The 24,150-nt window shown below is 71.1% G+C and carries 23 protein-coding genes; 7 read left to right on the forward strand and 16 right to left on the reverse strand.

The window, feature by feature from the left end; all coding sequences use genetic code 11:
- Positions 1 to 6: 6 nt before the first annotated feature.
- Complete coding sequence (locus P696_RS0103535; RefSeq protein WP_157429492.1) at positions 7 to 984, forward strand: WD40 repeat domain-containing protein; 978 nt, start codon at positions 7 to 9, stop codon at positions 982 to 984.
- Positions 985 to 1,037: 53 nt separating this feature from the next.
- On the opposite strand, the gene rox is transcribed toward P696_RS0103535, so the two are convergent.
- The 8 genes from rox to P696_RS58665 form a co-directional block, all read right to left on the reverse strand.
- Complete coding sequence (gene rox, locus P696_RS0103540) at positions 1,038 to 2,471, reverse strand: rifampin monooxygenase (RefSeq protein WP_026411246.1); 1,434 nt, start codon at positions 2,469 to 2,471, stop codon at positions 1,038 to 1,040.
- Between the two features lie 265 nt (positions 2,472 to 2,736).
- Entirely contained in the window at positions 2,737 to 3,162 is a 426-nt protein-coding gene (locus P696_RS0103545) for a VOC family protein (RefSeq protein ID WP_026411247.1), read from the reverse strand.
- Between the two features lie 46 nt (positions 3,163 to 3,208).
- Entirely contained in the window at positions 3,209 to 3,733 is a 525-nt protein-coding gene (locus P696_RS43030; protein ID WP_034482796.1) for a GlcG/HbpS family heme-binding protein, read from the reverse strand.
- A 138-nt stretch (positions 3,734 to 3,871) separates the two neighbouring features.
- Positions 3,872 to 4,726 carry a helix-turn-helix transcriptional regulator gene (locus tag P696_RS0103555; RefSeq protein WP_026411248.1) on the reverse strand — a complete coding sequence of 285 codons (855 nt, stop codon included), beginning with the start codon at positions 4,724 to 4,726 and terminating at the stop codon, positions 3,872 to 3,874.
- 79 nt (positions 4,727 to 4,805) lie between these two features.
- The gene (locus tag P696_RS0103560; protein ID WP_026411249.1) at positions 4,806 to 6,965 is read right to left on the reverse strand and encodes a HEAT repeat domain-containing protein; all 2,160 of its coding nucleotides are present in this window, start codon (positions 6,963 to 6,965) and stop codon (positions 4,806 to 4,808) included.
- Positions 6,966 to 7,148: 183 nt separating this feature from the next.
- The gene (locus tag P696_RS0103565; RefSeq protein ID WP_026411250.1) at positions 7,149 to 7,532 is read right to left on the reverse strand and encodes a VOC family protein; all 384 of its coding nucleotides are present in this window, start codon (positions 7,530 to 7,532) and stop codon (positions 7,149 to 7,151) included.
- A 68-nt stretch (positions 7,533 to 7,600) separates the two neighbouring features.
- The gene (locus P696_RS0103570; protein ID WP_026411251.1) at positions 7,601 to 8,353 is read right to left on the reverse strand and encodes a GbsR/MarR family transcriptional regulator; all 753 of its coding nucleotides are present in this window, start codon (positions 8,351 to 8,353) and stop codon (positions 7,601 to 7,603) included.
- Between the two features lie 838 nt (positions 8,354 to 9,191).
- A complete protein-coding gene (locus tag P696_RS58665; protein ID WP_281174908.1) occupies positions 9,192 to 9,326 on the reverse strand; it encodes a hypothetical protein in 135 nt (44 codons plus the stop codon).
- Positions 9,327 to 9,497: 171 nt separating this feature from the next.
- On the opposite strand from P696_RS58665, the gene P696_RS55640 reads away from it, so the two are divergent.
- The 4 genes from P696_RS55640 (at position 9,498) to P696_RS0103595 (ending at position 14,083) form a co-directional block, all read left to right on the forward strand.
- A complete protein-coding gene (locus tag P696_RS55640; protein WP_026411252.1) occupies positions 9,498 to 9,863 on the forward strand; it encodes a ribosomal eL19 family protein in 366 nt (121 codons plus the stop codon).
- An 828-nt stretch (positions 9,864 to 10,691) separates the two neighbouring features.
- Complete coding sequence (locus P696_RS57260; protein ID WP_026411253.1) at positions 10,692 to 10,877, forward strand: hypothetical protein; 186 nt, start codon at positions 10,692 to 10,694, stop codon at positions 10,875 to 10,877.
- 314 nt (positions 10,878 to 11,191) lie between these two features.
- Positions 11,192 to 12,814 carry a serine/threonine-protein kinase gene (locus P696_RS51995; RefSeq protein ID WP_084336717.1) on the forward strand — a complete coding sequence of 541 codons (1,623 nt, stop codon included), beginning with the start codon at positions 11,192 to 11,194 and terminating at the stop codon, positions 12,812 to 12,814.
- Positions 12,815 to 13,150: 336 nt separating this feature from the next.
- On the forward strand, positions 13,151 to 14,083 hold the full coding sequence (locus P696_RS0103595; protein ID WP_026411254.1) for a phytanoyl-CoA dioxygenase family protein: 933 nt from the start codon (positions 13,151 to 13,153) through the stop codon (positions 14,081 to 14,083).
- 15 nt (positions 14,084 to 14,098) lie between these two features.
- On the opposite strand, the gene P696_RS0103600 is transcribed toward P696_RS0103595, so the two are convergent.
- Positions 14,099 to 14,281: a recombinase family protein gene (locus P696_RS0103600; RefSeq protein ID WP_026411255.1), complete on the reverse strand. Its 183-nt coding sequence runs from the start codon at positions 14,279 to 14,281 to the stop codon at positions 14,099 to 14,101.
- 233 nt (positions 14,282 to 14,514) lie between these two features.
- Positions 14,515 to 14,997, reverse strand: a complete 483-nt coding sequence (locus tag P696_RS0103610) for a winged helix-turn-helix transcriptional regulator (protein WP_051466722.1) — start codon at positions 14,995 to 14,997, stop codon at positions 14,515 to 14,517.
- A gap of 85 nt (positions 14,998 to 15,082) precedes the next feature.
- On the opposite strand from P696_RS0103610, the gene P696_RS43040 reads away from it, so the two are divergent.
- Positions 15,083 to 16,306, forward strand: a complete 1,224-nt coding sequence (locus P696_RS43040) for an MFS transporter (protein ID WP_051466723.1) — start codon at positions 15,083 to 15,085, stop codon at positions 16,304 to 16,306.
- 62 nt (positions 16,307 to 16,368) lie between these two features.
- Here P696_RS43040 and P696_RS43045 read toward each other — a convergent pair whose 3' ends face one another.
- The 6 genes from P696_RS43045 to P696_RS0103645 all read right to left on the reverse strand — a co-directional run bounded on the left by P696_RS43045 (position 16,369) and on the right by P696_RS0103645 (position 23,041).
- Positions 16,369 to 17,634: an MFS transporter gene (locus P696_RS43045; RefSeq protein ID WP_051466725.1), complete on the reverse strand. Its 1,266-nt coding sequence runs from the start codon at positions 17,632 to 17,634 to the stop codon at positions 16,369 to 16,371.
- The gene (locus P696_RS0103625; RefSeq protein ID WP_026411257.1) at positions 17,634 to 18,890 is read right to left on the reverse strand and encodes an ATP-grasp domain-containing protein; all 1,257 of its coding nucleotides are present in this window, start codon (positions 18,888 to 18,890) and stop codon (positions 17,634 to 17,636) included. Before P696_RS0103625 ends, P696_RS43045 begins: the two co-directional genes overlap by 1 nt.
- Positions 18,890 to 20,119 (reverse strand): 8-amino-7-oxononanoate synthase family protein, encoded by a 1,230-nt coding sequence (locus P696_RS43050; protein WP_034482799.1) that lies wholly within the window; start codon positions 20,117 to 20,119, stop codon positions 18,890 to 18,892. The genes P696_RS0103625 and P696_RS43050 overlap by 1 nt, the downstream gene beginning before the upstream one ends.
- Positions 20,120 to 20,202: 83 nt before the next feature.
- Positions 20,203 to 21,393 (reverse strand): acyl-CoA dehydrogenase family protein, encoded by a 1,191-nt coding sequence (locus P696_RS43055; protein WP_051466727.1) that lies wholly within the window; start codon positions 21,391 to 21,393, stop codon positions 20,203 to 20,205.
- On the reverse strand, positions 21,386 to 21,571 hold the full coding sequence (locus P696_RS0103640; RefSeq protein ID WP_157429494.1) for a hypothetical protein: 186 nt from the start codon (positions 21,569 to 21,571) through the stop codon (positions 21,386 to 21,388). Before P696_RS0103640 ends, P696_RS43055 begins: the two co-directional genes overlap by 8 nt.
- 594 nt (positions 21,572 to 22,165) lie before the next feature.
- Complete coding sequence (locus P696_RS0103645; protein ID WP_245627483.1) at positions 22,166 to 23,041, reverse strand: zinc-binding dehydrogenase; 876 nt, start codon at positions 23,039 to 23,041, stop codon at positions 22,166 to 22,168.
- Positions 23,042 to 23,222: 181 nt separating this feature from the next.
- Between P696_RS0103645 and P696_RS0103650 the strand changes: the two genes are divergently transcribed.
- Positions 23,223 to 23,858 (forward strand): TetR/AcrR family transcriptional regulator, encoded by a 636-nt coding sequence (locus P696_RS0103650; protein ID WP_026411260.1) that lies wholly within the window; start codon positions 23,223 to 23,225, stop codon positions 23,856 to 23,858.
- Positions 23,859 to 24,150: the final 292 nt, after the last annotated feature.

The raw sequence follows: 24,150 nt of genomic DNA on the forward strand, positions 1-24,150 counted from the left end.
CCGCAGATGATCACGAGCAAGCCGTCTCCCGCCGAATCCCCGATCTGCCACCTCGGGGTGGTGCACCACGCGGGTGCACCACTGGTCGTCTGCGCCGAGAGATGGGGTGGTGTCCTCGTGTGGTCACCCGCCGACGGGGAGTGGACCACTCCACGGCTGGCCTTCGCGCATCGTGAGGACCCGGCCTTCGCCGAATACCCGGACGCGCACAACGAACTCGACAAGGTCGCCGCGCTTTCGGCCGACGGCAGGCTGCTGCTGGCGGCGGGCGGAGACGAACAGGAACCCGCCGTGTGGAACGTCGACAGTGGCGAACTCGTGGCCCACACGCCTTCCTGTGGCGCGTACACCACCGACATCGTCGCGCTCGACGACAGGTTCGTCACCGCCCAGCAGTACTCCGAGGAAGTGCGCCTCTGGTCACCCGACGGCACCGACACCCTCCTGGACGAGGTGGGCTCGCTCTTCTGCCTGGCCTCGGCCCAAATCGGCGACCGAACCCTCCTCCTCACGGGCGGGTCGGGCGTGACGGTGTGGGACGCCGCGACACTGACCGAGCTCGGGAACTTCTACCCGGCCGAGGACGAGCGCGTGTGGGCCGTAGCGGCCTGCTCGCTGGGACGGACCACGGCGATCATCGGACTGACCGAGGAATGCATGCTCCACGCCTGGTCCCTCGACGCCGACGACCCTGACGAGGCCCTGCTGTACGACCCGGTCGAACTCAACGGCGCCGACGACCTGATGGTGGTGATCCATGTCGACGGCCGCCCCCTCGTGGTGAACCCGACCGAGAGCTCGCTGCACCTCTTGGACGCCGCCGACGGAACCACGGTCGGCCACGTCCCTACCCCCGGCCACAGCGTCACGGCTATGAAAGCGGCAACCGTGGACGGCCGTCCTGTGCTCGTCACCGGCGGAGACGACGGCATCCTCCGCATCTGGGACGAAACCGACCTCACCCAGGCGCTCCACCAGGACTGAGGGCCGTCATGCGCCGGTGAGCGCGAGCCATTCCGCCCGCGTTCACCGGGGGCTCAGCTGTCGGATGGTGCTCCGAACCACTTGGGTAGGTGGGCGCGTAGGTTCTGCTGGTCGTCGCCGATCCAGGCGACGTGGCCGTCGGGACGCAGGAGGAGCGCGGGGACGTCCAGCTGCTCGCTGACGTCGACGACGTGGTCGACCCGGTCCGTCCAGCCGTCCACCGACAGGCGGCCGGTCTGGTCGAGGAGCAGGCCGCGACCGCCGCGCGTCAGTTCGTAGAGGCGGCCCCTCTTCAGCTCGACGTCCCGCATCCGCCGTCCGAGCAGGTCGTGTCCCTCACCGAAGTCGTAGCGGACGTGGAGCGCGGTGACCTTCTCCATCAGGTGCCGGTTGACCTCCTCGAACTCCATCAGCTCCGACATCAGGCGGCGCACCGCCAGCGGACCCGGCGCGTTCGCCATCAGGACGGCCTGCGCGCGGGTGTTGGTCAGCACCTCGGCGGCCACCGGATGGCGTTCGGCCTCGTAGCTGTCCAGCAGTCCCTCCGGAGCCCACCCGTTGACCTCGGCCGCGAGCTTCCAGCCGAGATTGAACGCGTCCTGGACGCCGAGGTTGAGTCCCTGCCCGCCCATCGGCGGGTGGACGTGCGCCGCGTCGCCTGCCAGCAGCACCCGGCCGTCGCGGTAGCGCTCGGCCTGCCGGGTGGCGTCGCCGAACCGGGACAGCCAGTGCGGTGAGTGGGCGCCGAAGTCGGTTCCGGCGTAGGCCCGCAGCTGCCGCCGGAACTCCTCGATGGTCGGCGGGCCCGCGCCGTCCTCGGCCACGCCCGCGGCGGGCACGACGAAGCGGGACACCCCGTCCCCGAGGGGCATGGCGGAGAAGAACAGCTCGGTCTTGCGGATCTCCGCGACGGCGGCGTTGATCGTCGCCGGGTCCGCGTTCACCTTCATCTCGCCGAGCAGCGTCTCCTTCTCGGCGGGCTCGCCGGGGAAGCCGATGCCGGCCAGCTTGCGCACCGTGCTCCGGCCGCCGTCGCAGCCGACGAGGTGGCGCGAGCGCACCCGCGTGCCGTCGGCCAGCTCGGCGGTCACGCCGTCGCCGTCCTGGCTCAGCCCGACCAGCTCGCAGCCGCGCCGCACCTCGGCGCCCAGCTCCGCGGCGCGTTCGGCCAGCAGGCGTTCGGTGACGAGCTGCGGGATGCCGAGGACGTAGCCGTGCGCGGTGCCGAGCTTCACGGGCGACCGCTTGGCGAGGCCCGCGAAGAAACCGCCGCCGAGCGGATGCTTGCGTCCGTTCTCCAGGAACCGCTCCAGCAGGCCGCGCTGGTCCATCACCTCGATGCTGCGCACGTGCAGGCCGAGCGCCCGGACGTTCGGCGGCTGCTCGGCGTCCCGTTCCAGCACGAGCACGCGCACGCCGTGCAGGCGCAGCTCACCGGCCAGCATCAGGCCGGTCGGCCCGCCGCCGACGATGATCACGTCGACCATGAATCCCCCTGCTCCCTGGGTTGCCGTTCGGCCGGCGGCCCAGCACGGGACAGCGCCGCGCCCGCCCACGGGACGGACACATTTCACTGGTCCCGAATTCGCAGGCACCGGCTTCAGCGGGAGATTCTGCGCCATGCCCCGGGTCTTGCCGCAAGCCCCCTGGTGCGCTATAGGTTGAAAATGGAGGGGGACATCGTCCCCCTCCATTTTCGTTGCCCGAAGGAATTCGTGGCGGCCGGGCCGAGGACGCCGGGCGAACGGGCCGTCAGCGGAGCTGCTCGGCCAGCGCGACGATGACGTTCGCGGGGCCGCGCAGGTAGCAGAGCCGGAAGAGGTCCTCGTACCGTTCCACCTCGCCGACGAGCTCCGCGCCGTGCCCGCGCAGGCGGGCGATGGTGTCGTCGATGTCGTCGACGGCGAACATGATGCTGCGCAGGCCCAGCGTGTTCGGCACCGAGTTGTCCGGTGCGGGGCTGATCGCCGTCGGTGAGGTGAACCTCGTCAGCTCGACCTTGCTGTGGCCGTCCGGGGTCCGCATCATCGCGATGTCGACGCGGACGCCCTCGATCCCGTTGACGCGGTCGACCCACGGTCCCTCGACCGGTGTCCTGCCCTCGAGTTCCATTCCGAGCTCGACGAAGAACGCGATAGCGGCCTCGAGATCCTCGACGATGACGCCGACGTGGTCCATTCGCTGAATCGTCATGTTCCGAGCCTAGGAGGGCCGTGGGACATTCTCAGCGATTGATGGCGTCGCGCACGTCCCTGGCGATCTGCTCGTCGATCCGGCCGTCCGGCGCGCCGCCGACGCCGACTCCCGCGATCGGGAAACCGTTCCGCTTGACCGGAACGCCACCGGCCAGGGTGAGCGTGCCGGGAATCTGGCGGATGGTGGCGTTCCCTGCCAGCGCGCTGGTCGGCTGCCCAAAGGCCACGGCCGTGTACGCCTTGCGCTTGGCCGACTCATAGGTCTGAGGCCCGGCCTGGCGCATCCGCACGACGAGGCGGATGACGCCGGACCGCTCCATGACGACCACCGTCACCCGCTGCCCCCGCCCTTCGGCGGAGCGGACCGCGGCCCTGCTGGCGCGCTCGAGCGACGCGTTCGACAGGACCTCGTCGACCGGATGCCCGGCCCGGACCTTCGCCGCGGGCGCCTGGCGCGCGGGCGCCTGCGCCGAGGCGTTCCCCGACAAGGGCAGCGTCACCGACGCGACCGCGCCCAGCGCGACGACCCCCGCGGCGACATGGCGAAGCGACATGACTGTTCCCCCTGGACAAGGACGGCTTGCGACGTGGGACGGAGAGCGGCGGCCCCCCACCGATTCGTCTCCGCCCTCGTCACCGGAAGAACCAAGACCAAGGTCATCATTACCCCCGAATCAGGTCAGGGCCCCTTTTCAGCGGTGGCTGCGGTGGACGGTCGCGGGGCCGATCGCGCGGAGGAGTTCGAGGGCCTCGATGCTCCTGGAGCCGGGCGGGGGCGTGAAGAGGCGCAGTCGCTGGTCGGCGGCCTGGGTCTGGAGCATCTCGAAGTCGAACTCGATGGGACCGACGGACGGATGCATGACGCGCATCCGGTTGCCGCGGCGGACGGCGACCTCGTGCAGCCGCCACAGCACGGAGAACTCCTCGCTCGCCGCCTCGAGCCGTCCGATCAGGGCGGTCGAGGGACGGTCGTAGCCACGGCGGGTCGCGGCGGCGCGCAGGTCCGCGACATGCAGGCGGCCGAGCCGGTCGTGCTCCTCGGCGGAGTACGGCTCGCGCACGAACGGGTCGGTGAACCAGCGCCACACGATGTTCCGGTCCGGTTCCTCGATCGTGCAGACGCAGCCGAACAGCGCCTCGGCCAGGGCGTTCTGCGCGAGCAGGTCGCCGAGGTCGGTGAGGAGCTGGGCCGGGGTGTCCCCCAGCCGGTCGAGCAGGTAGAGCAGGCCGGGGCGGACGTGGTCCCCGGCGCGCGTCCCCTCGGGAGGACGGTGGCCCGCGAGCAGGAAGAGGTGGTCCCGCTCGTCCTCGGTCAGCCTCAGGGCCCGGGCGAGCGCGGCCAGGAGCTGGGTGGACGGCTGGGAACTGCGCGCCTGCTCGAGCCGCATCACGTAGTCGGCCGACACCCCGGCGAGCTGGGCCACCTCCTCACGGCGCAGGCCGGGCGTCCGGCGGCGCGGTCCGGCGGGCAGGCCGACCTCCTGCGGCTGGAGCCGCTCGCGGGAACGGCGGAGGAAGTCCGCGAGGTTGGAGCGGTCCAGGGTCATGCCGTCCATCCTCGCTCACCCGGCCCACCCCGCCCGCCGCGAGGCGCGGGCACCGTGAGGCGCGGGCGAAGGCGTTCGGCTACTCCTCGCCGGGGGCGTCGAGCATCTCGCGCACCTCTTCGACCTCGGTGGGGACGTCCTCGGCGGGCCAGGTCGCGGCCAAGGCCTCGATCGTCGGCCGGTGCTCCTCGAACGTGTCGTCCTTGGCGAGGGCCAGGGCGGCGGCCGACTGGATCTCCACTTCGGGGCAGCGGATCGCGCGGAGAAGCATGTCGACGGTGTTGTCGCTCCGGTGCTCCCTCAGCAGATACATGGCCAGCTCGCGGTCGTTCATCGGGACGGCCTCGTCGCACACGACGTCCCCGAGGGCCTGGACGAGCCGGGGATGGGATGCGTCCCCGGCCCAGAACGCGTCTCGCGCCACGTCGAGGACATGGTGGCGATACGAGTCGTCGGCGTTCTCGATGAGCTCGGCGAGGACGGGCAGATCGTCCATCGCGGCGACCCTCAACGCCGACAGGGCCGTGAGGTGGGCGGCGGTGGGTCCGTACTCCCGGCTGAGTTCGGGCGGGGACTCAGGCTGCCGCAGGATCTCCGGAACCAGGGCGAGGACGAGCGCCCGCGCCGGTTCCCGTGCCTCCTCGCCGCCTCGCGCGACCGCGGCCTCCGGATCCCACCAGTGGTCGAGGGCGATGCCGACGGCCGCGATGTCGCCGCTTTCGAGCATCGTGCGCATGGCCTCGTGGTACGACGCGTCCACGGTGGGACGGCGCAGTCTCCTGTGGGCGCGGTGCAGGGCCGGGTCCGGCAGCCGGTGGCCGTCCCAGTGGATGCTGTGCGGCTTCCCGAAGACCGACTCGACCGCTTTGCGGCCCCGGAACCGGTCCGGAGGGTTCTCGTCCCAGCGTTCCGCCCATTCCTCCAGGACGGCGGGGTGGCGTTCAAGGCCCCCCGTCCTGATCAGGTAGTTGACCGCGTGCGCCTGCACCTTCGGCTCCGTCTCGCGGATCGCGCGCAGGAGGATGTCGTCGGCGTCCGCGCCGATCCGGTCGGCCAGGATCCGGATCGCGGTCTCCTTGGCGTCGGAGAGCTCGGACGGCCGGTCGAAGATCACACCGCTGATCGCTTCGACGAGGCGGGCGTCGACCACGTCGTCGAGGATCCCGCCCGCCATCCAGATGGCCTCGTGCAGGACGGAACCGGACTCGTTCTCGTTGAGGATGTCCACGAGCGGGCCGGCGTCACCCGGCTCCGCGTGCTGGCCGCCGATCGTGTTCAGCGCGCTCACCACGGCGGGCGAGAGCGGACGGCGCAGCACCTCACGGGCTCGCGCCAGCACCTCGGGCAGAAGGCCCTCGGCGAGATCCTCGTCGTCCAGGGCGCGCCGCAGGCCCTCCCAATGCTCGTAGTGGTCGAGCGCGATGCCCACGGCGACCGGGTTCTCGCTGTGCAGCAGCGTGGCGAACGCCTCCAGGCACGTCTCGTCGCTGAGCGGAAACCTCAGCTCGTCGTGGGCGCGTCGAAGAACGGGATCGTCCAGCTGGGCGTCCTTCCAATACGTGCTGTGGAAGCCCACGAGCGCGTCGCGGACGTCCTGGGACCACGGGCCCGCGTCCTCCGGCCAGGAATCGACGAGCCGTTGGAGGAGATCCCGGTGCGCGCGGACCTTCTTCGGCGTTGTCAGCCGCCTGGCGGCCTCGACCTGGACCTCCAGATTGTCGGAGCCGGTCAGGCTTATGAGGAGGTCCTCCACCTCCGGCAGGTCCAGGTCGCCCAGGGCGTGGATCGCGGAGCCGCGGTCCCGCGCGTCCAGGCTCTCGTCGAGCGCGACGGACCGGACGGCCGCCAGCAGCCGCGGGTTCGGTTCCTCGCCGTCCTCCAGGGCGGTGGACGCGGCGAGCAGCGCGTCCTCCCGCACCCCGTCGTCCGGGTCGCCGTCCAGAACGTCCGCGATCCGGTCGGCGTCCTCGTCCTCGCCGAGATGCCACACCATGGTGAGAGCCCACGAGAGCGCCCGCCGCCGCTGCTCCTCGTCGAGGACGGCCGCCCGGTCCAGAAGGTCGCGGGCGGCGAAGAGCACCTCGTTGTTCAGCGGCCAGTAGCGGTTGTCGACGCCCCACCTGGTGTCCGCCTGAGCCTGCTGGTAGTCGCTCAGCGCATCACACACGACGTCGATGTCGTCACTGTGCAAACGCTCGCTGAACTCACCGAGATACGACGCTTCGTCGCCGTCCGACATAAGCCCTCCTTCAAGATCGGCTCGTCAGACTGGCAGACCCGTCCACGCCCCGTCCTCCGGTTTTTCCCACCCCGTTTCGTCCGGCGAGTCGGGGGCGAGTGTTGAAGGACGCGGCGTGCCCAGACGCCGATCGCACCCGGCCGATGTGGACGGCCAGGTGCGTTCGGGCGGGACGCGCGTGGATCAGACGGGCTCGACGCGGGTGTGCAGGAGGCAGAACTCGTTGCCTTCCGGGTCGGCCAGGACGTGCCAGCTCTCGTCGCCGGTCTGGCCGACGTCGGCGGGCTTGGCGCCGAGGGCGAGGAGCCGCTCCAGCTCGGCGTCCTGGTCGCGGTCGGTGGCGCTGACGTCGAGGTGCAGGCGGAGCTTCACGGGCCGCGGGTCGCTGGTCGGGCTGAGGACGAGGGCGGGCAGCGGACCGCCGAAGCCCGTGCCGGGCGGCCCGATCGCGATGCTTCCGTCGTCCTCCCGCTCGATCTCGACGTAGCCGAGGACCTCACTCCAGAACCTGGCGAGCCCTTCGGGGTCGACGCAGTCGAGGACCAGTTCGGTGATGCGGCATGCCATGCCCGCCAGTGTACGGGGACGATCCCGAAGACGATCTTGGCTCGCGTGGCGCGGATCCGGGACGGCGGCTAACCGGCGTCCGAATCCGGCTCGACGTCGCCTGAGGCCGGTTCGGTCCTGACGTAGAGGACCTCGCGGGCCTGTTCGGCGGCGCGCAGGAGGCTCTCGTGGATGAAGTCGAGGAAGCGGGCGGCGTTCTCGAGGCGGACGGCGGCCGGGCTGCCGGGGCCGAGGACGGCGGCGCCCTCCCGCGCGGCCTCGACGAACTGGTCGTTGGACCGGGCGCTGCGGACCATCGACTGGTACCAGAGGTCGTCGTCGACGACGTAGCGCTCGCGGCGGCGTTCGTCGCGTTCGCGGCGGATGAGGTCCAGTCCTTCGAGGAAGGTGATCGCCTTGGAGACCGACGCCGGGCTGACCTGGAGCCGCTGGGAGAGTTCGGCGGCGGTGAGGCTGCCGGAGTCGGTGGTGTAGAGGCTGGCCAGCACGCGGGCCATCATCTTCGGCAGGCCCGAGATCATGAGGACGGTGGAGAGCCGCTCCTCGAACTCCTGGACGGCGTCGGCGTCCCGTCCGTGCGGCAGGGGGCCCGAGTCCGCCCGCCGGGACGAGGCGGGCCTGCGCCGCTGGGTGCGTTGCTGGGTGGCGTGCTGGGCCAGGTCGGCGCGGTAGCCGGTGGGGCCGCCGTTCCGCATCACCTCGCGCGTGACGGTCGAGGTCGGACGGTCGAGACGGCGGGCGATCTCGGCGTAGGCGAGCCCGTCGGCCAGCCCCAGCGCGATCTGCTGGCGTTCCTGCTGGGTGAGCCTGCCTCCGGGCATCCGGTTTCTCCCTCGTGCTGCGTCTCGATGGACTCCGACGCGTCCATCCTAGCGCCCACCTCTGATCCAATGCAACGATCGATAGAGAGAACGTTGCATTACGTGCACGATCATTGCAACGATTTCAAGTTGTGACCTGCGGAAATAGATATCAGTCGCAACGATATTGTTGCTTGAAATCGGAAAGCAACGTAGCGTTTGCACTGTCAGAAACGACGAGCCGCGAGGAGGGAACGATGCGCAAGTTCGACACCCCCGCCTCGATCGCCGCGGTCCTGTCGGTTCCGGCTGGACGCGTCCAGGCCCGCGAGGAGGATGAGCGCAGAAACTGGCGGTAGGGAGCCGATGTTCGTTTCGGTTGGATGACGGGGCGGGTTTGCCCTGGTGAGGGCCCGTACGTTCCGGGGGCATGCCCTTCGAATTCATTTCCGACGACGGCTACCGCCGCATGCCCGGCACCCAACTCAACGATCCAGGAAGCCCGCCACCACCCCGCCCACCAGATCACCCTCGGCAACCACCGCCAGCTCCCCCAGCGCAACCGCAAAGGCATGGAAGACCGGCTCGGCACCCCCGCCCTCGCCTTGAACGCCGCACCGGGCTGCCCCCCACCACCGAGGCCATGCGCACCCAGCACCCACCCATCGCCAACGAACCCGTCAGCTGCCTCGGCCGCCCGCACCGACCCCAAGACGGGCCAACACCCCATCCACAACCCCACCACCGAGGCGTAGCCCACCGGCCGCCTACCAACGGTGCCTCGGCCGGGCCTGGCTGCCTTAGGCCAGCGGGCAGGATCGGAACGGTCAGTACGACTTCCTCGCGGGCCGATCGTCGGTTAGGTGAGATGTGGGTTGAGGGATCGCCAGGCGCGCTGGAAGGCGTCGCTCGCGGGTGGGGCTGGGCCGATGTGGCCGGTGCTGAGGTCGAGGTAGCCCCAGCCGCCCCGGACACCGGGCCCGGTTGCGGCCATCAGGGTGAGGGTGTCACCCGGAGCGGCATGCAAGGCGGTGACCGCCCCGATCCGCTTTTGCCTGGCGTTGGTGGGTGGGGTTGCCAGACAATTTTCCGCCTCCGAGGCTGGGTCTGGGCGGCCGTCCCTGGCCGTGCGCCCCGCATCCGGCATCCGGCGCAAGGGAGAAGCATGCGCGCACACCTCAAGGTCATCATCGCCGCCGCGGCGGCGACCGTCGGCCTCGGCCTGGCCGCCGCCCCCGCCCACGCGGGCGACGACTTCTGGCCGCACACCGGCGGGTTCGCCTCGGCGGGCGACGACTACTGGCCGCACTCCGGCGGGTTCGCCCCGCCGAAGGAGGAGCCCTGGCCGAGCACCGGTGGGTTCGGGCCGGCGAAGGACGACTACTACCCGGGCGGCGGCACCTTCGCCCCGGCCAAGGACGACTTCTACCCGGGCGGCGGCACCTTCGCCCCGGCCAAGGACGACTACTACCCGGGCACCGGCGGGTTCGCGCCGGCCAAGGAGGACTTCTACCCGGGCACCGGCGGGTGACGATTCCCGGCCGCGCTCCGGCGCTCTGGTAGTCGCTCCCGCGTGGGCTGGCCGGTCGCCGGTCGGCCCACGCGGGGTCCGCCGGGGCGGGGCGGACCCCAAGGCGTTGAGCTGCGCGAAGTCGTGGCGTGAACGGGACAGAGCGGGGACTCTGCCAGGCAACCCCGGAGGCCGGCAACGGCGTGCGTCGTCGCAGGCCGCGCTTCGTCGTACCAGCGGTCTTACCGCGGGAGAACGGCCGGTGACGAGGGAGGGCCTTGCCGGGCCTCTGGCCGCCACTGGCCGTTCTCCCGCCGGGTGCGGACCCGTCGATGACACGCCCGCGCTGCCGGGAAACGCCGGTCAGAAGGGCAGGCGCATGCTCTCGAGGGCGCCGGTGAGCAGGCCGCCCGCTGTGGCCGGAGGCGGCGACGCGCTGGCACCCAGCGGCCACCGGGGAACCACCGGCCCGGGAGGAGGCTGAGTGCAGAAACCAGGGGTGGGCCGTCGCGCTTTCGGTCTCGATGGCCCGCGTCGCCAACTCGCTGGCAAGCATGTATGGCTGAGCCAGCAGGTCAGCGGCCTGGAGACCTGCCCAACATGTAGTGCAAGTCGATGCGTCACGTTTTTTGAGGATGTGGCAGGCCCGCGATGACGCGGTCGTGCGGGTGTTGGGGCCTGTCGCGGGTTCGGCGGGGCGAGTTGGGGGGCGCCGAAGCTGTGCACTTGCCCAGGATCGGCGCCTGAAGTGCTGAAACTTAGGCTTCAATGGAGCATGGCCTCGTCGCCGCGTAAGCCTATGACCGCAGGTCACGTCCGGACTGCCTTGCGCCGCTTCCTGCGCGAGCGGTGGCCGAGACCCGAGCCTTCCCGGGTGATCGGGTCCTGGCCCGGCTCGCCACGGCCCGATGGCTCGCTTCCGAACTGGACCTTGTCACTCGCGAGCTGGTGGTGACCGCCCGCCGGGGCGAGCGCCGCTACTCCTGGAGGCAGATTGGCGAGGCGGTGGGGGCCTCCGGCCAGGCCGCCGGTTGATGGGCGCGATCGCACGGTCTTCCGTCGATGAACCCGCCGCCGGCCACGTCCATGCGTGCCGTACATGAGCGACAGCAGAAGCCACCCAAGAAAACCACCACGGTCACACTCGCTGGGCTGACGCCAGGCGCCGACCCCACACGCTAATTCTGAACGAGCTGTAAGGCGGGGAGCCTTGGGCGCCCGCCGGTTTCCTGCAACCATCGTGGCGCGGGACGACGTGATCGCTCTCGTACGTGCGATGGTTCCCGCAGGGCGGTGCCGCGGGTACGGGTGGCCTGGCACCAACAGGGCGCGGGAGAAGGGGTACCGAGATGGAATCGGGTGTGGTGGTCAGCGGGCGGTACCGGCTGGACCGGCGCCTGGGACGCGGGGGCATGGGCGAGGTGTGGGCCGCGCAGGATAGTGATCTGAGACGCTCGGTCGCGATCAAGATAGTGCTCGCCGAGCTGACAGCCGACCCGGACCTGATCGTCCGGCTGTGGCGCGAGGCGCGCACCGCGGCCGCACTCCAGCACGCTGGCATCACCGTGGTGCACGACGTCGGTGAGCATGATGGTCGCCCCTATTTCGTGATGGAACTGCTGGACGGCCAGGACTTCAACGCCCTGCTGGCCGAGCACCCCGATGGCGTGCCCCTCGCCCTCGCGGTGGACCTGATGGCCCGGGTCGCCGATGCGCTCGACCATGCACACAGCCGTGGTGTGGTGCACCGCGACATGAAACCCGCCAACCTGATGCGCCTACCGGGCGGTGGGGTGAAGATCTGCGACTTCGGCATCGCGCGCTACGCCGAGGCCACCACCCACCTCACCGCGACCGGCAGCGTGCTCGGCACCCCCGCGTTCATGGCCCCCGAGCAGTGGCTCGGCGAGCAGCTCACCGCGGCTACCGACCTGTACGCCTTCGGCGTCACCCTGCACACCCTCCTGACGGGCACGCCGCCTTTCCCCGGGCCGACCGCGGCCGCGCTGATGCACCAGCACCTCAACAGCGCCCCGCCCCACGTGCGCGAAGCATGCCCGAACGTACCCTCCGAACTCGACGACCTGCTTCAGCAGTTGCTGGCCAAAGCGCCCGCCGAACGGCCTGCCACGGCGGCCCGGGCGCGGGAGGTCCTGCAGGCCGTCGCCGACCGTTCTGCCCGGGCGTCGTTGTCCGCCTCCGCCACTGTCCCGCAGGCCAACTCCCCGGTCGCGCCGACGCTGGAGCCGGAGGAGGTGCGGGAACACGAGCCGGCGGGGCCGTCGAGACGGGACTGGGTCCCGAGGCTGGAGGACAGGGAGAACCGGAAGGACAAGGAACGGCGAGAGGAATGGGAGCAGGAGTGGGAGCAGGAAACGGCATCGCCCACGGTTCCGTCCGGCAACACCACGATCACCAACAGCAGGTGGTTCCGGACCAAGACCGCAGCGGGCACCGGTGCTCAGATCCTCTCCGTGGCTTTCGCCGTGCTCGGCGTGCTCTTCGCGGTGACCGGCAACGCGGACCAGATCATCTCGGGCGTCCCAGGTAGCGAGAGCACCGGCGGGAAGATCGTGGCGGTCACCGTGATCGGCGTCCTCGCGGGTGGGTTCTTAGGCGCCCTGATCGGCTTCCTCGGCACCCCCGACAGCCTCACGGTGGACGGCGAGAAGCTCGTCGTCACCCGCAACAAGGTTCACCAGCTCACGGTCCGCTGGGACACTCTCGAAGGCATCGCGGTGGAGGAGGATGGCAGTAAGGCCGCGCTCGTCGCCCAGTTCCGCTCCACGCGTACGCCCACCACGAAGTGGCGGACCGCGCACGACGTCGAACTACGGGCGGACGGCAGCCACGTCATCTACGGCCCCACGAAGGGAAACTCGCAGGAGGTGAACCCGGCGCGACTCCGTGCGGCACTGGAGCGGTACGCCGGGGGCCTGTACGACAATCCGGACGACGTACCGGATCCGTGATCCCGACCGGTCCCGTTGTCGCGAAGATGGCAGGCCCGTCAGGTGCATGCCCATCTGCTCACGCGCAGGGGCGTGTCCGACAGCCAGGTGACCATCACCGCGTCGCGGGCGGGGTTCTGGCGCACTCCGTGTGATGCGATCACGGGCCGTGAGATTCAGGCTGGTCTGCGCAAGGATGATGGGGCTTGAGCCCCGACAAGGCCCTCCGCTCCCAAACGTGTCCCCAGCCGCCAGGTAGCGATGTGCGGTTCGGCTTGTTCCGCTTGGCGGGCCGGGGGCGAGCCGTACGCGCGAAAACTGATGTCCGTGGTTGCTCGCCCGGATGATCCTGGGTGGATGGACCTTGAGGGCGCGACGCGGGACTGGCGGGCCGATGGCTTCGTGATCCTTCCCGGGTTCATCCCCGCTGAGGAGCTGACGGCAGCGGTGAGCGACCTGGGCCTGCTGTTTCCCTCCGCCGAGGGCTTCCATGACGGCACCGACCCGCGCCGCGGACGCTTCATCGGCGACGAGTTCGCCGGGATCGACACCTTCCCGTTCGCCAGCACCGAGATCAGCCTGCTGGCGGTGCACCATCGCATCCTGGCACTCGCCCAGGCGCTGCTGGACGACAGCGACGTCCACATCTACACGGCCGAGGCCTGGGCGAAGTACACCGGTGCCTGCGACTACGACCAGGACCTGCACCGCGACTACCTCAACCACACCGTGCTGGTCCCCAGCACGGCACCGGGCTGTCTACAAGTGGAGATGTTCGTCTTCCTGGCCGACGTCCCCGAGGAACTCGGACCGCCGCATCTCCTCTCACGCCAGCACACCGCCGACATCCCCGCCGTCCCGAACTGGTTCCTGCGGCCGGGACAGCACAGCGCCTGGCGATTCAACGACGACAGCGGCAGCCCACAGATGTACGGGGCCGAGGTCTCCGGTGCCGGGCCCGCCGGAACGGTCATCGCCTTCGAGGCCGGCACCTTCCACCGAGGCACCCAACTGACCGCACCTCGCGGCGCCCGCTACAGCATGCACCTGGGCTTCCGCCCGTCCAGTCTCTCGTGGGGGCAGCGTGTGGGGTGGGCAGCGCGCAGCTTCGAACGCGAATGGGTCGAGTTCGTCCACCGCGCCACCCCTCGCCAACTCCAGACATTCGGATTCCCCCCGCCAGGACATTCCTACTGGACGCCGCAGACGCTGGCCGACATGGCCTTGCGGTATCCGGAACTCGACCTCACGCCCTGGTCGGCCTCCGTTCCCGCACCACGTAGGTCTTGATTACGCTCCGACGCCTTAGCGTGTCCCCGGCCTGGGGGCGCGGGAGCAGCGCCTCCCATTCGGGACGCGCCCCCCGCGCTTGCCGGACTCCTTCTCGGAGACCAGTTCGTCGTAGCCGCCGGCCTCCAGGGCGTCGAGCTGGAGCTGGGGGTTCTGGTCGTGGGTGGAGACCCTCGCGTAGGCGTAGATCCGTCCCATCACATCCGCCGGAGGTCGTCGCGGCCGGTGACGGTGCGCAGGATGTCGTCGTCCCCGGAACTCATCGCGGCACGGACCGACATGCCGCGCAGCGAGTTGGCGACGCGGGCAGGCCCTCGCGGTCGTACCCGTCGGACCGGGAGGGCCTGCCGCAGATCTCCATCTGTCGAGCCGACGGCGACCGAGCTCACATCGGTCGCCGTCGGCGTTTCGCGTTGAGCCCGTCCGCGCCGTCAGCCGACCTTGCGCACGGTGGTCGTGTCGGCGTCGGCGACGGTTCCGCTGGAGTCGACCGGCCGCAGCTCCGCAAGCGGACGATCGTGCTCGTCGACGAGGACGGAGTGCTCTTCGCCCGGGGCGAAGGCATGTCGTTCGCCCCACTGGCGCAGGGCGACGACGACGGTGAACAGGTCGCGTCCGGCCGGGGTGAGCGTGTAGAGCTGCCGCTTGCCCGAGGGGGCGGCCTGCCGGTCGAGGACGCCGCGTTCGACCAGGCGGCGTAGCCGGTCGGTGAGGATGTTGCGCGCGATGCCGGTGCGCTGCTGGAAGTCGGTGAACGCGCGCGCACCGTCCATGGCGTCCCGGACGATGAGCAGGCTCCAGCGGTCGCCGACCAGATCGAGGGTCCGCGCCACCGGGCAGGACGGGTCGGTCCAGGGCACGTCCTCGGCGCCGATCGCCGCGCGGCTCTCGACGCCGGTCCCGGTCCGGGTCATCACGCCTCCCGAAGAGTTGCTGATTGAAACCATTCTGCCGTACGGTCGAAACGGTTGCAATTTGCTACTAATTTGAGGAGGGCGGATGGGGACCACCCCTGCCCGAAGGATGTTGTTCGCCGCCGTCTGCGCGGTAGCCGTCGCGAGCCTCTACGCCTCGCAGCCCGTCCTCGCCCAGATCCGCGAGGACCTGGGGGTGCCGGACGCCCGCCTGGGATGGATCGTCGCGGCGGCACAGCTCGGCTACCTGGCCGGCCTGGCCGTCCTCGTCCCCTTGGGCGACATGCTGGACCGCCGCAAGCTCATCGCGGGACACCTCCTGCTGACCGCGGTGGGGGCTGTGCTCGCGGCGGCGGCCTCCCGGACATGGGTGCTGCTCGTCGGGCTGGCCGTCGCGGGACTGTTCGCGGTCGTCGTGCAGACGACGGTCGCCTACGCGGCGGCCCTGTCCACCCCCGAGGAACGCGGCCGGACGCTCGGCGTGGTGACCTCCGGTGTCGTCATCGGCATCCTGGGAGCGCGCGTCGCGGCGGGCGGCCTGGCCGCGGTGTGGGGTTGGCGCAGCGTGTACGTCGCGCTCGCCGTGATCCTGGTGGCTCTGGCGGGCCTCGTCCTGCGAGTGCTGCCCGCCGACCGGCGCACCGAACACCCCACGTACCGGCAGGTGCTGACGTCGATGGGCGGACTGTTCCGCGAACGGCTGTTCGTCACGCGCGGGCTGATCGCGTTCTTCCTGTTCGCGTCCTTCGGCACTCTGTGGAGCGGCCTGGCGCTCCCCCTCGCGAACGCCCCGTGGCACCTGAGCACGGCGCAGATCGGCCTGTTCGGCCTCGCGGGCCTGGTCGGCGCGCTCGGCGCCGCGCGATCCGGACGGTGGGCCGACGCCGGGTTCGCGAGCACCGTCACCGGCGGAGCGCTCGTGCTCCTCACCGTCTCGTGGCTGGCCATCGCGCAGGCGTCCTGGTCGCTGTGGCTCATCGTCCTCGGTGTGGTGGTGCTCGACTTCGCCGTGCAGGCCGTGCACGTCAGCAACCAGCACCTGCTCACCACGGCCCACGCGGACCGCACCAGCAGCGTCGTCGGCGGCTACATGATCTTCTACTCGCTCGGCTCCGCCCTCGGCGCCACCGCCACGACCACCACGTTCGCCGCCTTCGGCTGGACGGGCTCCAGCGTCCTCGGCGCGGCCTTCGCCACCTGCGCCCTCGCCGTCTGGGCGTCCAGCCGCCACCTCACCCGTCCTCCGCGCCCCTTGACGGACGTCCCGCAAGACCAGCCGCCTCTCGAACGCCAGGGGCAGACCACGTAAGCCTCGAAAACACGACCAGCAACCGAACGGCCGGTTGACTGCCGGGCGTGGACGCGGTGGTGCTACGACGTGGTCGGCTCGAGGTCTCCCGTCCGGGCTCGCAGGTGCGGACGGTCACGTTCGGCCCAGCGGACGACCGGGGGCACGGCCAGGCCGGTCAACGCGAACAGGCCGCCGACCAGCCACCACCCCGGCACTCCCCAATCAATGCACAGGGTGATGAGCAGGGCGGGGCCAAGCGTGATCCCCAGGCCGAGGCCCATGCCGAACAGGCCCTGGTACTGGCCGACGGCGTGCCGCGGGGCCAGGGCGAAGGACAGTTCGAAGCCGGCCGCGGCCTGCCAGACCTCGCCGACCGTATGGATGATCACCGCGATCGGCAGCAGCGTCATGGCGATCCACAGAGGGGCACCCGCCATGAGCGAGAGCAGCGCGGCCGCCACCAGGAAGGCGAAGCCCGCGCGGCGCAACGCGCGAGCGCCGAGGGCGGGGGTGGTGATGCCGCGGCCCGCCCGGACCTGGAAGAGGACGACGATGACGGTGTTGATCAGCATCACCACCGTCACCGACCACTTCGGCACCAGGAGCCGGTTCACCAGCCACAGCGGCACGGTCGCGGTCAGCACCCGATACTGGATCGCCATCACGCCGTCCAGCACGGTCAGGACGAGATAGGGGCGGTCCCGCAGCGCCGCCCATCGCCGCCCGGCGCCCCGCGGCACCGGCGTCAGGTACGGCAGGAACAGCACGACCAGCGCCGACGCCGCGTACGACACGGCGCTGCCCGCGAGCAGCAGCACGTACGCGTGCCGGGTGTCGACGGCGACGCCCCAGCCCGCCAGCAGCGCCCCCACCGAGATCCCGACGTTGGTGACCGAGCGCAGGTACCCGCGGAACTCGGCGGGCCGCTCCCCGCCGTACTCCTGCACGAGCGGGCCCCGCGCGGCCTGGCCCGCCGACTGCGCGGCGGCGCCGAGGCTCGCGAACAGCAGGAACGTCCAGAAGTCGCGCGCCAGGCACAGGCCCGCCATCGACACCGTGCCCAGCCCCAGGGTCAGCGCGTACACCGAACGGGCGCCCTTCCGGTCGGCCAGGTGACCGAACGGAATCCCGGCCGCCAGCGACACCGCGCCCGCGAGCGTCAGCCCGATCCCCACCTGGGCCGCGGGCAGGTGCACCGCCCGGGTGAAGTACAGCACTCCGGCGGTGAGGTAGGCGCCGTAGCCCACCGTGCTCACCAGCGTGGCGAACGCGAGCAGCCGGGCGGGACGGCCGCCCTTCGGGAGTACTCCCGCGGCCCATCGGCGCGGGCTGACGTCGAGGATCATCAGGCCGCCGGCTCCCCGGGCCCGGCCCCGTCGGCCGCGGTGACGAACCGGACCGACAGCGCGAGTTCCTCGGCGATCTCGCGCGCCCGCGTCGAGGTCTCCGCACCGGTGACGATGACCGCGGCCCGGTCGCGCGAGCTGCGCACCGGGGGGATCTCCGCCCCGGGGCCGATCAGCAGTTCCGCGTGCAGCACCGCCGGGTGGGCGCGGACCTCGTCCCATCCCTCGACCGCCACGAGGGTGCCCGGCGGCGGGGTCAGGAAACGCATCGCCGCTCCGCGGCTGGGCCGGGCCGGGCCGGGTGCGCGCGGCAGGCCGAGCATGTCGTCGATGACCAGCCCGAAGACCTCCAGACCTGGGATGGCGTACTCGAGCATGAGGTAGAGCCAGTCGCCGCCGAGGCGGCCGTGCACCTCGCCGAGCACGACGCCGGCCGGCGTCAGCCAGAACTCGACGTGGAAGGCCCCGACGCGCAGACCCAGGGTGAGCAGCGCGGCGGACACCGTTTCCTCGATCTCCCCGCGCCGGAGCTCGGGCAGGTCCGCGGGCACGGCGTGCGCGGTCTCGACGAAGAGCGGCGGCGGGGTCTTCTCCTTCGTGGTGATGGCCAGGAAGTGCGGCCGGCCGTCCAGGAAGATCCCCTCGATGCTGAACTCCGTCCCGGGCACGAACTCCTCGATCAGGAACGTCCCCGCGTCCGGCAGCAGTGCCAGCGCCGCGGGCAGGTCGGCGGCTGAGGAGACCAGGCTCACCCCGATGCTGCCCATGGCGTCGCGCGGCTTGACGATGCACGGACCCGGGGCGTCCCGCACGAAGTCCTCCGCGTCGGCCGCGTTCGCGCACAGCCGCACGGCGGGCTGGGCGAACCCCGCCGCGGCCAGCGCCGTCCGGCAGGCGTCCTTGGTGCGGATCCGGCGGATCACCTCGGGCGGGTTGCCCGGCACGCCGATGGCCGCCGCCGTCTCGGCCGCCGCGACCTGGGCCATCTCCAGCAGTGCGAACACCGCCGCGATGCGCTCACCGGCCGCGACGCGCCGCCGCGCCCACTCCGCGTTCTCCCGCGGATCGGCGTAGCCCACGACCGACGCCTCGTCGGCCGCGGCGACGATCGAGGGCGTGGCGACCAGGACGGGCGCCGTGGTGGTGACGATCGTGCGGATCCCGCGCGCGGCGGTCTGCGTGAGCACCGCCTCGGCCATGCTCACGCTGAAGGGAAGGGCACGGGCGCCGGCGACGAACAACAGGGTCGGCTTCATCACGCCGCCCCCGCCCCGGACGGCTCGCGCCGCCCCAGGCTGTTGACCAGCCCGCAGAATCCCTCGATCTCCTCGGCCGTCATGTTCGAGCGCAGCATCACGCGCAGGCCCGCCCGGCCCCGGCCGATGACCGGGAAGAAGATCGGCGAAACGAAGTAGCCGGCGCGCAGCAGGTCCTGCGCCAGCTCGACGGTCCCCGCCTCGGAGCCGACCTCCACGAACCGGATCGGCAGCCCGTCGCCGCGCTCGGCGGTGTCGACCAGGCCGTCGAACAGGTCGATGTTGGCCTGCAGCCGGTCCTGCAGCCTGGTCAGCTCGGCGCTCCGGTGCAGCTCGGCAGAGGCGAGCACGGCGCCGAGCCCCGCGGTGTTGATCCGCTGCGACCACATCAGCGGGGCGGCGCTGCGCAGCGCGATGTCGACCCACTCCCGCGCGCCGCGGCGTCCGAGGAAGACCGCGCCGCCGGACGCGCCGAACCCCTTGTTCAGCGAGGTGATGATCAGGGTGCGGTCGTTGAACCCGCCCATCGTCTCCAGCACCACGCCGCGCCCGTTCCGCCCGACGGTGGAGGTGCTGTGCGCCTCGTCGAAGAACAGGAACAGGCCGTACCGCTCCTGCAGGCGCAGCAGCTCGGCGATCGGGGCCACGCCGCCGGTGCTGTACACGCCGTCGGCCACGTACGCGACCTGCCGGTGCCGCCGGCACAGGTCCTCCAGGGCCTCGACGTCGTTGTGCCGGATCGTGACGATCTCCGCCTCGTCCGCCACGCTCGGCTTCATCGCGTTCATGCAGAAGTGGGCGTTCTTGTCGAACACCATCAGCGGCGGGACCCCCTCGGTGAGCAGACCCGAGGCCACCAGCGGCAGGCTCGTCCAGGCCGCGAGGGCACAGGAGTTGACCGTGACCGCCTCGACGTCGAACAGCTCCGACAGCGCGGCCTCGGCGTCCTGCAGCACGCCGAAGTGGAGCCTCAGGCGTGAGGCCGAGGAGTTGAGGGCCCCCTGGGCGAGCACGGCGTCGGCCGCGGCCCGGACGAGCCCGGGGTGGGTGTCGAGGCCGAGATAGGAGTAGGACGACATGTTGACGAACTCGTGGCCGTCGGCCCGCACGCGGTGCCTGCCGTCGCCGATCCCGTCCACCGTGACGCCGAACAGTCCCGCCTTCTGCGTGATGTCCCAGAACTCGGTACTGATGCGCACGGACTTCTTGAGGTTGAGGAACTGGTGCATGGTGGTCCCGGTCTCCTTCGGTGGTGCGGAAGCGGGCGCGCCGGGCGGGCGGGGCGCCCGGCGCGCCCGCGGGTCGGGCGCGGTCATGCCGACCTGGCCAGGGGCTGCAGCGGGAGCTCGGTCATCGTCGTCGGCGGCGTCGTGTGGCGCTTGCCGGAACTGCGGTAGAGGGAGTCGTGGATCCCGTCGGCGAACTGCAACGCGCCCAGGTCGCGGCGGGCCTTGGCGACCGGCGAGTCGGCCCGGTATCCCGAGGCCCCGAGCAGCTGCGCGAGCTCGGTGGCGGCCTGGCTGGCGGTGTCGACGCCGTGCGCCTTCATCTCCCAGCCACACTGCTCGGCCCAGTCGGCGTTGGTATGTGCCAGCCGAGCGGCGACGGCGGTGCCCAGCAGCGCGGTCGTCAGCTGGGCGTGCGTCCGGCCGAGGGTCACCAGCGCGGAGTCGCGCAGCCGGGGCAGATCCCCGCTGGTCTTCCGGTACGTGAGATGGGTGCTGGCGGTGTCGAACACGGCCGCGGCCGCGCCGAGCGCCGTGGCGGTCACCAGCGGCCGGTAGGCGGTGAAATGCCTGCGCAGCAGGGACATCCCGTGACCGTGCAGGACGTCGCGGTCGGGGTGGACGGGCACGGCGTCCAGGTCCAGAACCCCCCACGTCCACCCGGCCAGGCCCGCCGGCGACATGGGCTCGCGGTACAGGCCCGGCTCGGCGGCGTCGATCGCCGCGGCGGCCAGGCCGCCCTCCGGGGCCTGGAAGAACACCACGAACACCGACGCCTCGTCGAGTCGGCTGATCCACGTCTTGCGACCGCTGACCAGCCACATCCCGTCCGGTCCTGCCGTGGCGCAGGTCCGCGCGGCGGCCGGCCGGGAACCGCCGTGCGGCTCGGTGATGGCGACGCCCACGAGTTCGCCGGCCGCCAGGCGCGATCCCCACCGCTCGCGGAGCGCGGGGCGTCCGTGCTGGGTGATCAGCCTGCCGTACCCGAGCGTCATCGTGTCCCGCAGGTCGATGTCCCGGTAGCCGCAGACGAACTGCGCGAGGACCCCGAACAGCGGCGAGGTCATGGAGTCCAGGAAACCGCGTTCCACCATCGCCAGCCGAACGGCCATGAGCCGACGCGAGCGCTCGGGTCCGTCCGGCAGGTCGACGGGGTGCAGGGCGAGCACCTCGTCCAGTTCGGTCTCCAGGGCCGCCAGCCGCCCCCAGTCGACCCGGTCCGCGGGGTCCAGGACCGGGCGCACCGGCTGGAGCCAGGCGTCGATCGCCTCACCCATCGTGGCCGACCCCTCTGTCCGCGCCCATCTCCTCCGAGTCCTGCGGCGCGATCACGTCGCTCTCGTCGAGCTGGACGCGGACGAAGTACAGGGTGCCCTGCCCGTCCTTCAGGACCAGACCGCCTTTCGACCCGGCCCCCACCGCCTTGCCGGTCGCCGTCCCCGTTGTCTGGGTCAACACCCTTACCCCCGTGCTCGTTCGAGCCTGTCTGGAACCGCGTCCCCCGTGGACACGGGGCCGACCTCGCCGCCACCGGTCGGGGACCGGCAGGCGGCCCCTAGCCGCTGCGAGATCGGCTGTGAATTCACAATGGGCGGAGGAGATACAGACCCGGCATAGGGAGTGCATACAGACAGAACCCGCGCTGGCCACGCCCCGGCCATAGAGGGCGTCCGGTCGAACGCGTCGTGGGATGAGATCGTGTTCGGAGGATCGGGTGCGTTGACGTAGCGGGCATAGCCCGCCGAGCTCTGCCGCACCGTGGTGACGACGCTGCACGACACCATCGATGGGACAACTGGATCCCCGGTCGCGCTCGTGCGTCCAGGGCGCCCTGACCGCCGGGGACTCCTCGGGTGGCGTCCGCGACCTGCTCGTCGCCTGGCGCAACAACCGCTGGCCCGCTACATCACCACCCTGGCCTTCGGCATCGCACGGCAGGCCGCGAGCGGGGTTGGCCGCGAGGAGCTCCAGGCGATGGCAGACGCCGCGCTGCGCACCTGGCCGATTTCCTGAACGCCACCCCGGCCGCCCGCCGGGCCGAAGATGGGGCTACGAGGTCAGCACGATCCTGCCGAAGACCTCACCCGCTGCCATCTTCTGGTGTGCCAGGACGGCCTTGTCCAGTGGCAGCACCTGGTGCACCACGGTTTCGAGCTCGCCGCGACCGGCTGCGGCGAACTGCTCGCTGCGCACGGCGTGCCGGTCGGCCGGGGGGACGGTGGCTGCGCTGAAAGCGGCGAAGGACATCGACTTCTGGAACGCCGTCATGATCTTCGTGCCGAAGTCGGCGGGCGGCCGGCCTGCGACGGCGCCCACGGCCACCATGCGGCCGTTCGGGTTGAGCCGGTCGAAGAACGACGGCATGTCCGCACCGGCCACCACGTCGATGATGACGTCGTGACCCGCGGGAGCCGGTGTTCCGGCGGCGCCGGAGCGGTCCAGCACGTGGGTCGCGCCGAGACGGCGCAGCCGCTCGCCACGCTCGGCCGACGCTGTCGTGACCGCCACCGCGGCAGCACCACCACGAGCCGCGAGCTGCACGGCCATGATCCCGATACTGCCGGCCGCGCCACGCACCAGGACCGTCTCCCCGGGAGCGAAACGGGCATGGCGAAGCCCGAAGTGGGCCACCACACCGGCACTGCCGAGCGTCACCGCGGCGACGGCGGACAGGCCACGGGGCAGTGTGAGGATCTCCTCGACCGGTGCGACGGCCTGCTCGGCGTAGCCTCCGCCGGTGCCGGTGAAGCCCCACACCCGCCGGCCGATCCAGGAGGTGTCGACGCCGTCGCCGACCGCGGTCACGATCCCCGCCACCTCGCCGCCCGGGATGTGGCCCTTCTTGAAGCCGTAGGCGGCCAGCGCCCCGCTCCGGATCAGGGTGTCGACACCACCGACGCCCACCGCCTCGGTGGCGATCAGCACCTGCCCGGCTGCAGGTGCGGGTGCCGGAAGGTCGACGACGGCCAGACCCTCAGGACCGCCGAACGTCCGGATCGCGATTGCCTTCACTGCGTTCTCCAGGTTCTCGGCCCGCTCAAGCGCGGGAGCCTCTCCGTCCCGGACGGTAACGGACGCCCCCGTCCGTTTAGCTAAAGTGAGAGCGGTGACCGACCATCTGCCTCACAAGCGGCGTTCCGACGCGATGGACAACCGCGACCGCATCCTCGACGCGGCCCGCGTGCTGTTCTCGGCCGAGGGCCTGGATGTGCCGATGCGAGAGGTCGCACGGCGCGCTGAAGTGGGGCCTGCCACCCTGTACCGTCACTTCCCGACCAAGCAGACGCTGGTCGCCGAGGCCTTCGCCGACCAGCTGAGCGCATGCCGGACCATCGTCGACCAGGGGTGCGCGGATCCCGATCCGTGGCGTGGCCTCTGCCTGGTGATCGAGAGGATCTGCGAGCTGCACGCACGCGATCGGGGCTTGACCGAAGCCTTCCTGTCGACCCTCCCGGGGGCACCCGATGTCGCGGGACGCCAGTACACGGTGAAAGCCGTCGCCGCACTGGCCCGGCGAGCCAAGGACGCAGGTCACCTGAGACCCGACTTCGTCCTGGACGACCTCATCCTCATACTCATGGCCAACAAGGGCATCCGCGCCACCTCCACCACCGCCCAGGTCAAGGCCTCCCGACGCTTTGCCGCGCTGGCGATCCAGGCGCTCGAAGCCCGCCCTCACCACGCACCGCTACCACCAGCGCCACGACTGGCACCCGCACCACCCCACGGGCTGCCGCGGTAAACAGAGGACTCACCGCGGCAGTGCCGGAAGGGTCGGGTCGACCTCGCCGAACGCACCCCGCAGGATGCCGAGAAGCCGAGCTGTCGGTCTACGGCACGGCCAACGCAGCCATGGCCTCATCATCCCGAACCGCATCGGAGCGAAAAGCACGCCACCGTCGGACCAAGCCACCGCTTGAGGGCTGTAGGGCGCGGTTGGGGTTTTTGGCGCGAGCGGCCGGCGGTCGTTCGGGAGGTGACTGGCGGGCGTGTTGACGTGTTTCGTGCCACATGATTACGGTGTCACGCATGAA

The sequence above is a fragment of the Actinomadura oligospora ATCC 43269 genome (assembly GCF_000518265.1).
GTDB lineage: Bacteria > Actinomycetota > Actinomycetes > Streptosporangiales > Streptosporangiaceae > Spirillospora > Spirillospora oligospora.